The following is an 11,989-nucleotide window of genomic DNA, read 5'->3' on the forward strand; positions in this document are numbered from 1 at the left end:
AGTAATTTGAAGATAATTTTTAACAATTTACATACCACCTTTGTATGAATTTATTCCTAATAATGATAATATAAATAAATAATAATTCCTGTTTTTTTTCATATATGAAAATCGGAGGATACTATGAATAAAATTGGTCATGTATTTAGAACCATACGGCTGGCAAAAAACCTCTCATTAAAAGATATAGCACAAGGAGATATTAGTGTCTCATTTTTATCAAAATTTGAACGTGATGAATCAGATATTTCTCTTTCTAAGTTTTATTCATTACTTAATAAGATGAATATAACATTAGAAGAATTTCGTTTTATTGCAAATGATTACAAACTTATGGAACACGAAGTAATGTTAGATAACGTAAGATCTGCGTATGAAAGTAATAATATTATTTTATTAGAAACCCTTAAAAAAAAGGAATTAGCAAAATATAGTGAAACCAAAAGAAATACATATAAACTTAACTCAATAATGATTAGTGCCTTAGTTTGTGATTTGAGAAATCAATACGATATATCAGCCGAAGATAAAACATATTTGAGTGATTATTTGCTGTCTGTTGAAACATGGGGTTATTATGAAAATATTTTATTTGGGAATTCTTTGAGTATATTAACACTTGATTCAGTTATTTTGTTTTCGAAAGAGATACTTAAAAGGTCTAAACTTTATATGAATTTAAATGTAAATAGAGATGAAGTTGTAGGTATATTGTTAAATGCAACTGTTTTTTGTATTGAAGGCAACAGAATTTCAGAATCATTATATTTTATCAAGATAGTAGATGAAATGCTTGAAAATAAAGTCCTATATTTTGAGAAAACCAAACTATTATTCTTAAAAGGTTTGTACGATATAAAAACACAGAAAAAAGAAAAAGGAATTGAAAAATGTAAAAGTGCAATACAAATTATGCATGATTTAGGTTCAATCCTATTAGCAGTAAACCACGAAGAATATTTAGAGAAGTTTTTAGAACATTAGTGTTTTCAAATATGACATGAATTTATCCTACCTAGAAAATTGAGTTAAAATATTGAATAAATAAAACTCATACTATACCAAGTAGGGAGGTAAAAAAATATATTAAACTCATTTTTAAGTGGAAATAAGAAACTCAATTCAAATATAGAAAGATGGACTCGTTATGTCACAGAGATTGAATGAAAAGGAATTAGATGCCGTTATTGATATTCTTAAGGATGTTGTAAATGTTCATAAAACGTTGTTTGATGATTTACGACCAATGCAAGAGGAGAACCCTAATCATCAGATGTTTTTGTTGCAGAAGGAAAAAGTGGAGTTTTATCAGACGATTATCCAGAAGTTAAATCAGCAACATAGAAAAGTGAATTGATGTTCGGTAGCTAGTCAAATGAATCTGTCTTCATTGAAGAACCACACAAATCTTGTGTGGTTCCCTTTTTTTCCTTTATCCATCCGGTTATGACTGTGTCATGACTGTTTTGGTGATTAAATTTATTTCCTCTTTAATAATGTAAAATGACAATACTTTTCAACTTTGTTGTCCACGTGCTTTTGTCAGGACTTTTAAAAGTGAATAAAGTTCTAGCCAGTTGGTTTGTGGCATGTTGTAGCCAAGCGTTTTCGCTATATGTTTCCTTTGTTAAGAGTTTTTTCCACTGTACTTATATAGAACCGGTTATATCAATGGTACCTACAATCAAGATAAGGACTCCTTTGAGTAAAGTATATTGAACATGGAGCTGCTTTTAATAGGTTAAATTGAGTTCATGCATGAGCACTTTCTTTGTCCAATCCTAGTAAAAACAAGGTTATTCTGTTAATGTTCTTACTATTCGAACCGTCCGTTAAGCTTCGTATGTCCTCTTCTCTATTATAAAATCTTTCAGATGTTAATTAAGGTAATTTTATTTCATTTTACTTCTACCAGTTAAATGTCTAATATTAAGTTAATTAGGAAAGGGATGAAGCTATGCATTCATTAGTTTTTCAAGAAAAATGGGCCTCTACCTTATCGGAAAAGGACCGTAAAGAGATTGAGGGGATTTATAGTCAATCTGTTCCTCATCTACATAAGGGAATGATTGGTTTTACCTCTATTTGGCAAGCAAAAAATCACCGAGAGGACTTATTGATTTCGGTACTGATTCAAAATACAACGAAAGAAGCCTTTGTTTTAGAGCATACTGCTGTGTCTTATTTAGCCGAGGATGGAACCTCACTTGCTCAACATATTTTTACAACGAATCAAATACTTGTTGAGCCAAATACGTCAATGCCATGGACGTTTATATTTCCGGGTGCGGGGGATGTATTAGAAAGAGGCGCGGGAAGGTTAGTTTTAGTAGATTAAAAAGCCATCTCCAACTGATTGGAGATGGCTTGTTTCATTTTTATTTTCCAGGCTTAAAGTTCATTTTCATCGCTTTTGCCATGTTTACTGGTAAATCTGTATTTTCCATTGTGCCAGTAAACAGTTCTGATCCTGGGCCATAAGTGTAAACGGGGATATCAATTCCTGTATGGCCGGTACTTGTCCAACCGATAGATGCCCTTTCTGAAATGATTTGATTGATGGATGAAGCTGGATTATCAGCATTTTTGATTGCTTTGACTTCAGCTTTCGTTAAATCAATCGCTGCATATTCTTTTAGCACCTTCTTAGCGTTTGTCCGTTTCTTATTAAGTTTGGATGCCATATAGTCACCTGTAGCCGTCACATCTCGTAGCATTTCCACATTAGCACTACCATTTCCGTAACCGCCAACAGACATTCCGCCTGTATCATGATCTCCAGCTACAACAACAAGCGTATTGCCATCTTTCTTAGCGAAATCCATTGCTTCAATGACAGCTTCTTCGAAAGCTTCGCTGTCTTTCATTGCCCATGCTGCATCATTCGCATGCCCTGCCCAGTCAATTTGACTTCCTTCCACCATTAAGAAGAAGCCGTTTTTATTCTTTTTCAATGTATCGATAGCCGTTTCCGTCATGTCTGCTAGACTAGGCTGTTGTGTGCCTTCGCGATCAAGTTCCGGTGCCATTCCTTCTTCGGCAAATAAACCAAGCACTTTATTCGTTTTCTTCACACGATCCAATTCTCTTTTATTTGTAACTAATTGGTATCCGTCGTCTTTTGCTTCATCCATTAATTCGTCAGTAAAGTATTTTTGTCCTCCACCTAAGATGACATCCACATCATTGTCGAGTAATTGAGGAGCAATATCTGCTTCATCTGCACGAGAAGCGACATGTGAAGCGAAGGCTGCTGGAGTCGCATGGGTAATCGTTGAAGTGGCAACTAGCCCAGATGATTTCCCTTTTCTTTCTGTTTCTTCCAAAATCGTTTTTAGTTCTTTACCAGTCGGATCGGTGCTTATCATACCATTATTGGTCTTTACGCCAGTTGCCATCGCTGTTCCGGCAGCTGCTGAATCTGTAATATTGGAGTTCGCTGAGTATGTACGTTGCATCGCTATGTTCATCGAGTCAAGAACGGTATCCTCACCTTTATACCAACGATAGTTTGTTGCATAGGCTGCGGAAAAACCGTCAGGAATAAGGAAAATGACATTTTGTGCTTTATCTTTCCCCTTTGGCTTCCCTTTCGCTTCTACTTCTTGCTCAGGTAGTACGGTAGAGATGCCCCCGACAGCAATGGTAGATACAAGTGCGAGTGACAATAGTTTCTTTTTCCAAGTCTTTTTCAACATGTTTCTTCCCCCCTAAAATGGTTTGTACAAGATAACTATAAGGTGGAATTTTTAACGCTTGATAAAGAGAGGGTGAAAAAAGAGTAAAGAAGAAAAAATGGGTAATTAGTGGCAGAAAGGAGTGATTTAGAAGGGTTTTTACGAATGAAAGAAAAGAATGCTTGCTGAACTTGTTGTGGCAATCGCACTTTTGTTCTAATTTATGTAAAAGTTGCGTGAAGGGGGTGTAAAGGGCTTTTACACACATGATTGCTTATCGCGATTAGTAGAAGGGGGACTACTACAAATCGCGATGTCTGTCATGTCATATTTGTAAGCTGTTGTTCCATTATAGAAAGAAAGTCATCTTCTTTCCAAATGGTGAATGTTTCTTTTATATCATACTGTGTTAATAATGCGATAACGATTTGATAGCCAAGGTAATAGCCTAAGCGGGTCTGCTTGAAGTTTTTCCCTCCATTAATAGAGAACCATTCTTTATAAATTGTATGACTATCGTTAATGGTCTTCATATCACAAAGAAACTGTTTCGCGATCAAACTTTCATTTTTTTGAGCGAAGTCAAGCCACTCTCTGTCTTCTTCAAAGGCGAAATGTTCGTCTAATCGTGCTTCTACTAATAGCGTGGAAAGGGTCGTTGCGATGCCTTCTTGTAAGAGCCATGTATAGGGATGAGTCCAATTGACAAGATGCCAATCTTGCGAATAGATGTCATTATATAAATAATGCATGACATGTCCAAACTCATGGGCAATAATAAGTTTAATATAGGTTTCGTTATAGGGGAGTTTTTCTAGACAAAAGGCTACATCAGGATGATATTGCTGATACACAAAGGCATTGCTACCGTATAAGCCGACGAGCAAGCGGACTGTTTTAGTATATTTCACATCAAACATCTCTTCATATCGTTGAAGTATTTTTGGTATGTGTTCAAGAAATAAGTCTCTCATCGGTAAAAGTTCTGGTAGCTTAGGTGAGTGTTTCTTCAATGCAGCTCGTTTTTTTGTTTCAATATGTAAACAATGATGGGCAAAATAAACATCATAGTCTGCTTGAAATTGATGATAGTACTGTTCTAAGTATTCGGATGTTGGCTGATAATGGCTCACAAAATCTCCAACTGTATCAATGATTCTCAAATGATGCTGCCTCCTTATTAGTTTTAATGCTAATAAAGTGTTCGCTTCTCAACTGTTAGAATCCTTCCATTTTCATTAAGTGAAAGGAAATCTAAGAGCAAAGGCGAATATTTTAGCAATAAGGAGCTGATAAAGAAATGAAGGAACGTCTAGTAAGAATAGGAACGACTTATCTACCTGTAATAGATGTGGAACAATCCGCAAAGTGGTATCAGAAACATCTGGGTGCAACTGTTAATTATAAGGATCAACATAAAGCTATTCTAGATTTAGCGAATCAAAGTATCTTTTTAGTAAAAGCAGAAGGTGGAGAGCGTTCCCAATTTGTTGACATAGAAGGCAGAGAACATTTTTCTGTTACTTTTGAAGTGGACGGGTTAGCTGAGCTGGAAAGATTGCATGCACTTTTTATAAAGGAAGATGTGTTGGTAGAAGCAATGGAAGATCGTGGTCATACGGGCAAGAACTTTATTTTCTACGATTGTAATGGCAATCAATTTGATGTTTGGAGTGAGTTAAGTCCAGCGTTTAAACAAAGGAGAACGGATGTTATCTATGATTGAGATGATAGACGAGGATAATAGAGAAAAAGTGAGTGATTTTTTTTCGAAACATTGGGGCACGACAGAGATGGTTCTCTCCTCTGGCGTCTATCATTGTGATGAGCTGGATGGCTATGTATATAAGGGTACTAAAGGTGAGATTGTTGGCCTAGTGACTTACATTAGGCATAATGAAGATATATGTGAAGTCATTTCGTTAGACAGTGTCTATGAAGGGCAGGGGATTGGTTCAAGTTTGATGTGTGTTATTGAAGAAAAGGCAAAAGACTTGGGGGCAAAGGCGGTTCAACTCATCACAACCAATGATAATCTACATGCATTATCTTTTTATCAAAAACGCGGTTATGTATTAAAAGCACTTTATCCAAACGCAGTAGAGAAAGCGCGAACTGAAAAACCTTCCATACCATTTGTGGCAAGTAATGGTATTCCTATCCGAGATGAGTGGTTATTATATAAAATGCTTATATAGCACCCTTTTTTATGCAATATTTTATCAGATTGCTCCAACTCATTGGATATTTCACCAAAGAAAGGGTATGGTAATAGAATCATAGAGTAGTAGGTGAAAGGCAGATGGAGAACTGGATTACAAGTGTGATGGAGCAGTTTGGTTATGTTGGGATTTTTTTGTTGATTATGTTGGAAAATATCTTTCCGCCCATTCCATCTGAAGTGATCTTAACTTTTGGTGGATTTATGACGACTACTACGAATTTAAGTGTAGCTGGCGTTGTTGTAACATCGACCTTAGGGTCAGTAGGTGGCGCAGTGGTTCTTTATGGTGTTGGCTTGCTGATTGACATCAGAAAAGTGGAGCAAATCGTAGAACGTTGGGGTCATATTTTAAGACTAACCAAAAACGATATTCATAAAGCAAACGGTTGGTTTTCAACATACGGAATGTGGACCGTTTTCTTTTGCCGTTTTATCCCTTTGATTAGGAGTTTAATATCTTTACCGGCAGGGATGGGGCATATGAATTTTCTTGTTTTTCTTATTTTGACAACAGCTGGGACCTTGATTTGGAATATCGTTCTCGTCCTTATTGGTGCTGCGGTAGGAGAATCATGGGAGTCCGTGGTCGGTTATATGGATGTGTATTCCTATATTGTCTATGGCGCCATTGCTCTTGTGTTTATTGTTATAGTGATGATTTTTTTAAAAAAGAGAGTTTTTCATAAAAAGTAAGGTTGTTACGAGAGGGGGAACAACCTTACTCTTTATTAGTTTGTTAAGGTGAAAGCCTCTATTTGTTCTCCCCACTTGACCGTTACATCAATCCTTTCATCTTTTAGTAAATGCAATCTGTTGTCTAAACTACCACTATCTCTAAATACCCGCGGATTAGGTATATCTTCATTTTCATCGAAAGCTCTCGTTCTTCCACCAGCAAACTGACTTGTCTCGAAGCTAAAGCTATAATCTAAAACATTCTTTAATTCTTCTGGGTTCCCCTTATATTTAATCGTAAGCTTATACTCTCCACGTTCGTCTGACAGTATGATATAACGAAGCTCTCCTTCCCAATCAATGTTCACTTTGAGGGAAATAAATGATTTCCAAAAAGAACATTTACTCAGAGCGAATGATAACCTTTCAAATGGTGAATTATATAAAATAATAACTACTTTAGGGGGGATTACAATGAGAAAGTCTTGGATTATTTTGCTTTTGCTTTTTTTGATTTCCTTATTTATATATACATTTTACCTATTATCTACTAATGGAGAAGGTGGTATTCCATTTATTATTCTAATGATTAGTAGTGCTGTATTTTTCGGCAGTCTCCGAATGCTCAATTTTAAAACAAAATACCAATAGACGTTGTGGACCTCTTATAATGAGAGGTCTTCTTTTCATATCCCCAATGTAATCGGCAAGTAGCGAAAAAATTTTGTTACTTAATTCTATAATTATCACCCTTCGAAAGAAAGAACTTCCGAGCAATAGAGAAGGCAGTTTAAGATCGCCATTGTTGTTACGTTATTCTAGATTTTATATTAAAAATATTTTTGAACTTATAATATAAAATCTCTTCCTAGTAAATTATTTAAATGAAATTTAAATAAAAAATACAATTTAAGAAAAATATTAATGCTTCCCTCCTTTAAAAATAGCTATTTGTGGTTATTTGAAAAGGGGGGATTTTTTATATATTTCAGGTTAATCAAGATTTAAAGTAAATAAATAAACAGAAAAAAATTAAAACGCTTTCAAAAAAATGAATAGCGTTAATTTTTTGAATAATTTAGTATTCTGTGTGTAAAGCGTTTTCACTAACTGTTGTATTACTGATGGGGGTATTAATATGAGTCCAGAAATTATTACACTATTATTTTTAATTTTTGCTGTTATTATGTTTGCCTGGGAGAAAATCCCGCTTTCGATTACAGCTATGATTGTTGCAGTGGGGCTTACAATTACAGGGGTTCTGGACGCATCAGAAGCTTTTTCCGGTTTTGTAGATGGTAACGTACTTCTCTTTATGGCGATGTTTATTGTGGGTGCTGCATTTTTTGATACTGGTATGGCTCAGAAAGTTGGGGGTGTTATTACTAAGTTTGCTAAAACAGAAAGACAGTTAATAGTTGCTGTGATGATTATTACAGGTTTAATGTCTGGAGTTCTTTCTAATACAGGAACCGCCGCAGTTCTTATACCAGTTCTAATTGGTATATCTGCAAAGTCTGGTTTTGCACGTTCTAAACTACTATTGCCATTGGTTATGGCTTCAGCAATGGGAGGGAATCTTAGTTTAATTGGGGCTCCAGGTAACATGATAGCTCAGTCAGCACTCCAGGATATGGGGTTGGAGTTTGGATTCTTTGAATATGCAAAAGTTGGTTTACCGATGCTTATTATTGGGATTATCTATTTTGGGCTATTTGGTTATAAGCTTCTTCCAGATAGAAAGGATGATCCACTAGATTCAGACAATGTATATAATCAAGATACTGATTACTCGAAGGTGCCAAAATGGAAGCAGAATGTCGCATTAATTGTCCTTGTTCTAACAATATTGGCAATGATATTTGAAGATCTAATTGGTGTGAAATTATATATTTCTGCCTGGGTAGGGGCATTGGTATTAGTTGCTACAAAGGTTATTTCTGAAAAAAACGCAATGAGATCTATCGATATGAATACAATCTTGCTATTTGTTGGGTCACTTGCACTTGCACAGTCAATGGTGAAATCGGGTGCGGGGGACTTATTGGCCAGTACTATTATTGGCAGTATAGGAGAAAATCCTTCACCTTATGTTTTGTTATTTGTTGTATTTATGATATCTGCAATCATGACAAATTTCATGTCCAATACTGCAACTACAGCACTTTTAGTTCCGATAGGTCTTTCGATTGCCAATGTAATGGGGGCAGACCCTAAAGCGGTTCTAATGGCAACAGTAATTGGAGGATCTTGTGCTTACTTAACCCCTATTGGAATGCCTGCAAATACAATGGTGTACAGCTTAGGAGGGTATGCATTTAAAGATTATGTGAGAGCAGGTGCACCCTTGCTTCTTATCTCAATAGTTGTAGGAATGATTTTGTTACCAATTCTATTTCCATTCTATCCATAATAGAAAACGAGTTACTATGAACGCAAATAAAAGAAAATCTCTCTTAGTTTTAAACAAACTGAGAGAGTGCAATGAAAAACATCTGTAAATCGGTACGGATGAGTAAGGATGATTCTAGAAGATCTTAGCTCATTCAATAATCATTAAAAAATTTTTTGAAAAAACTCCAAAGTATTTACCAAGGTATTAATTTAGAACCGAAAGGCTCTTTTAAAAGATGAAAAATTAGATTGTATACACATGATTCCCTTTATAAAAAGCTTTAAAAAAATTAATGAGATGGTTATTTTTTATATGTTTCAAATCAATAAACGCTTGAGGGTCTAAGATAACTATAAAAAATAAAATCACAACCTTAAAATAATCGAATAGCGCTTACATTTTTGAAAGTTTAATATGTTTGTAAGAAATATACACTAGGTGAAATTCTATATGAGGTAATATTTAGAGCATTATTTCCAAAAGCTCATTATCCCTGAGTTAAGTTTTAGAAATATTCGAGATTATCTCGACACGATAAGAATTATTTTTATTGAAACATAAAATAAAGTAGAAAAAGGAGAGTTACTATGGAAAAGGTGCAAATGAATAAGAAGCAGGAAGTAGAAAAAATGACAGACATTATCTCAAAGTTTATTACTCTCGTTAGTTATAAGCTTCCAAAAGATGTAGAAACTAAACTAAAAGAACTAAGTGCTGAGGAGACAAATCCCCTTGCAAAAATAATCTATGAAACTATGGAAGAAAATCAAAAGCTAGCTAGTGAATTAAAGAGGCCATCCTGTCAGGATACAGGAGTTCTACAGTATTTTGTAAAGTGCGGAGATAATTTTCCATTAATTGGTCAACTAGATAACATTTTAAAACAGAGTGTATATAAGTCAACAAAAGAAACGCCATTGCGTCATAATTCTGTAGAGACATTTGATGAATATAATACAGGCGAAAATATTGGAAATGGTTCACCAAGTATCTTCTGGGAAATTGAAGAAGATAGTGACAAAGTGGAGATCTATACCTACATGGCTGGGGGCGGTTGTACTCTTCCTGGAACTGCTACAGTTCTTATGCCTGGTGAAGGATATGAAGGTGTCGTAAAGTTTGTACTTGATCGAATGACAACGTATGGACTTAACGCTTGTCCCCCACTTCTAGTAGGTGTCGGAATTGGAACATCTGTTGAAACAGCAGCAATGAACTCTAAAAAAGCACTTATGAGACCTGTCGGAAGCAAAAATACTAACGAAAATGCTGCTAAAATGGAAAAACTTCTTGAAGATGGAATAAATGCAATTGGTCTTGGACCTCAAGGGTTAAAAGGTTCTAAGTCCCTAATGGGTGTAAATGTTGTAAATACAGCACGACACCCATCGACTATTGGAGTGGCAATTAACACAGGTTGCTGGTCTCACAGAAGAGGCAAAATTACATTTGACGCAAACTTAAACTACGAAATTGGTACGCACGAGGGGGTAACATTATGAGAAAGAAAGTATTAACCACACCAATAAAAGACGAAGATCTTAAAGATATAAGAACAGGGGACCTTATTTACCTAACTGGTACACTAGTTACCTGTAGGGATGTTGCCCACAGAAGATTGATTGAAAAAGGAGTTCCGCTACCTGTAGATCTTAAAGGGAATGCAATTTTCCACGCTGGTCCAATTGTTAGAGATAATGGAAATGAAAACTATGAGATTGTTTCTGTAGGTCCGACAACGAGCATGAGAATGGAGAAATTTGAAAAAGAATTCATAGCAGAAACAGGTGTGAAAGTCATTGTAGGAAAAGGTGGTATGGGAAAGAATACGGAAGAGGGGTGCAGGGAGCATAAAGCACTTCATGTTGTATTTCCAGCTGGGAATGCAGTATTAGCAGCAACAAAGGTTGAACGTATTAAAGAAGTCCACTGGAAAGACCTTGGTATGCCCGAATCACTTTGGGTATGTGAAGTAAAAGAATTTGGTCCTCTTATTGTTTCAATTGATACAGAAGGAAGCAATGTGTTTGAGCAAAATAAGGTAGAGTTCAATAAGAAGAAAGAAGAACAATATGAACTCATTAGCAAGCAGGTTGGATTTATCAACTAAGTGAAGGAGTTCTTGTGAAATGAAGACATTACTAAAGGCACAAACTATAGTTCGCTATCTGAACCAGGGTAAGGTTTATTACGGAATTGTCGAAGATAACGAGATTATTCAACTGTCTGGTGATTTCATTGAAGTTGTTAACAACGATTTAAAATATGACGGAGTAAGAGTAAAATATAGTGATGTAAAGATTTTGGAGCCAGTAAGCCCCTCGAAAATCGTTAATTTTGGTTGGACATATGCAGATCACGCAAAAGAAACTGGGGGCACGGCTAATCTATGTGAACCTTTTCTCTTTTTAAACCGACTTCTTCACTAATCCCGGATCAAGGTGACATCATTCTTCCACCAACTAATTTGACAAAACAGGTAGAACTAGAGGGAGAAGTAGCACTCATAATTGGAAAACGTGCGAAAGATGTAAAAGAAGAAGAGGCGTTAGATTATGTTTTTGGCTGCACTATATTTAATGATGTAACAGCAAGGGACCTGACTAAATCAGATCCTCAGTTTACAAGGGGCAAAGGTTTTGATACTTTTGGGCCATTGGGTCCATGTATTGTAAAAGGTATAGATCCAACTAACCTAAAGATTGTTACCTCATTAAATGGGGAAGTTGTCCAAGAAGGAAATACGAATCAGATGTCACTTTCCATTCCTTTTCTTATTAGTTGGATATCACAGGTAATGACACTCGAGCCAGGCGATGTTCTAGCTACTGGTTCACCTTCCGGGAGTTGTTCAATGAATTCGGGAGACACTGTAGTCGTTGAGGTGGACAATATTGGAAAACTCACCAATTATGTAAAATAAATAGAAACTAAGAGATAAGAATCTATAACAAGGGCGATGCTATGAAAAGCATTGCTTTTTTTGTGAGTCAAAAACAAGGTTAAAACGATAATTAC

Annotated in this window: 15 protein-coding genes; 12 read left to right on the plus strand and 3 right to left on the minus strand. The window is 35.6% G+C overall.

The genetic code is table 11. From position 1 onward, the window contains the following. Window positions 1-123 precede the first annotated feature (123 nt). The 3 genes from LCM23_RS00900 to LCM23_RS00910 all read left to right on the plus strand — a co-directional run bounded on the left by LCM23_RS00900 (window position 124) and on the right by LCM23_RS00910 (window position 2,338). Window positions 124-984 (plus strand): helix-turn-helix domain-containing protein, encoded by an 861-nt coding sequence (locus LCM23_RS00900; RefSeq protein ID WP_224934713.1) that lies wholly within the window; start codon window positions 124-126, stop codon window positions 982-984. 163 nt (window positions 985-1,147) lie between these two features. After that, a complete protein-coding gene (locus LCM23_RS00905; protein ID WP_095370390.1) occupies window positions 1,148-1,357 on the plus strand; it encodes a hypothetical protein in 210 nt (69 codons plus the stop codon). Between the two features lie 600 nt (window positions 1,358-1,957). Continuing rightward, on the plus strand, window positions 1,958-2,338 hold the full coding sequence (locus tag LCM23_RS00910; RefSeq protein WP_224934715.1) for an SLAP domain-containing protein: 381 nt from the start codon (window positions 1,958-1,960) through the stop codon (window positions 2,336-2,338). A 40-nt stretch (window positions 2,339-2,378) separates the two neighbouring features. On the opposite strand, the gene LCM23_RS00915 is transcribed toward LCM23_RS00910, so the two are convergent. Both LCM23_RS00915 and LCM23_RS00920 read right to left on the minus strand, forming a co-directional pair. After that, window positions 2,379-3,698 (minus strand): alkaline phosphatase, encoded by a 1,320-nt coding sequence (locus LCM23_RS00915; RefSeq protein WP_224934717.1) that lies wholly within the window; start codon window positions 3,696-3,698, stop codon window positions 2,379-2,381. A gap of 299 nt (window positions 3,699-3,997) precedes the next feature. Next, a complete protein-coding gene (locus tag LCM23_RS00920; RefSeq protein WP_224934719.1) occupies window positions 3,998-4,840 on the minus strand; it encodes a hypothetical protein in 843 nt (280 codons plus the stop codon). Between the two features lie 137 nt (window positions 4,841-4,977). Here LCM23_RS00920 and LCM23_RS00925 point away from each other — a divergent pair, with 137 nt between their 5' ends. From LCM23_RS00925 to LCM23_RS00935, 3 genes are all read left to right on the plus strand, one after another. Then, entirely contained in the window at window positions 4,978-5,403 is a 426-nt protein-coding gene (locus LCM23_RS00925; protein WP_224934721.1) for a VOC family protein, read from the plus strand. Then, window positions 5,396-5,875, plus strand: coding sequence for a GNAT family N-acetyltransferase (locus LCM23_RS00930; RefSeq protein WP_224935708.1), 480 nt, complete (start codon window positions 5,396-5,398; stop codon window positions 5,873-5,875). Before LCM23_RS00925 ends, LCM23_RS00930 begins: the two co-directional genes overlap by 8 nt. 104 nt (window positions 5,876-5,979) lie before the next feature. Continuing rightward, window positions 5,980-6,594 carry a DedA family protein gene (locus LCM23_RS00935; protein WP_224934723.1) on the plus strand — a complete coding sequence of 205 codons (615 nt, stop codon included), beginning with the start codon at window positions 5,980-5,982 and terminating at the stop codon, window positions 6,592-6,594. Between the two features lie 35 nt (window positions 6,595-6,629). Here the strand turns inward: LCM23_RS00935 and LCM23_RS00940 are convergent, their stop codons facing one another. Next, window positions 6,630-6,944 carry a hypothetical protein gene (locus LCM23_RS00940; protein ID WP_224934725.1) on the minus strand — a complete coding sequence of 105 codons (315 nt, stop codon included), beginning with the start codon at window positions 6,942-6,944 and terminating at the stop codon, window positions 6,630-6,632. Between the two features lie 106 nt (window positions 6,945-7,050). On the opposite strand from LCM23_RS00940, the gene LCM23_RS00945 reads away from it, so the two are divergent. From LCM23_RS00945 to LCM23_RS00970, 6 genes are all read left to right on the plus strand, one after another. Next, on the plus strand, window positions 7,051-7,227 hold the full coding sequence (locus LCM23_RS00945; RefSeq protein ID WP_224934728.1) for a hypothetical protein: 177 nt from the start codon (window positions 7,051-7,053) through the stop codon (window positions 7,225-7,227). 487 nt (window positions 7,228-7,714) lie between these two features. Continuing rightward, a complete protein-coding gene (locus LCM23_RS00950) occupies window positions 7,715-8,989 on the plus strand; it encodes an SLC13 family permease (RefSeq protein WP_224934731.1) in 1,275 nt (424 codons plus the stop codon). 569 nt (window positions 8,990-9,558) lie between these two features. Then, the gene (gene ttdA / locus LCM23_RS00955; protein ID WP_224934733.1) at window positions 9,559-10,473 is read left to right on the plus strand and encodes a L(+)-tartrate dehydratase subunit alpha; all 915 of its coding nucleotides are present in this window, start codon (window positions 9,559-9,561) and stop codon (window positions 10,471-10,473) included. Further along, a complete protein-coding gene (ttdB, locus tag LCM23_RS00960; protein WP_224934735.1) occupies window positions 10,470-11,081 on the plus strand; it encodes a L(+)-tartrate dehydratase subunit beta in 612 nt (203 codons plus the stop codon). Before ttdA ends, ttdB begins: the two co-directional genes overlap by 4 nt. Before the next feature lie 19 nt (window positions 11,082-11,100). Beyond that, window positions 11,101-11,400 (plus strand): DUF2437 domain-containing protein, encoded by a 300-nt coding sequence (locus tag LCM23_RS00965; protein ID WP_224934737.1) that lies wholly within the window; start codon window positions 11,101-11,103, stop codon window positions 11,398-11,400. Between the two features lie 38 nt (window positions 11,401-11,438). Then, the gene (locus LCM23_RS00970; protein ID WP_251162714.1) at window positions 11,439-11,894 is read left to right on the plus strand and encodes a fumarylacetoacetate hydrolase family protein; all 456 of its coding nucleotides are present in this window, start codon (window positions 11,439-11,441) and stop codon (window positions 11,892-11,894) included. The last annotated feature ends 95 nt before the right edge of the window (window positions 11,895-11,989 follow it).

The sequence above is a fragment of the Cytobacillus kochii genome, assembly GCF_020171845.1.
GTDB classification, from domain to species: Bacteria; Bacillota; Bacilli; order Bacillales; family Cytobacillaceae; genus Cytobacillus; species Cytobacillus kochii.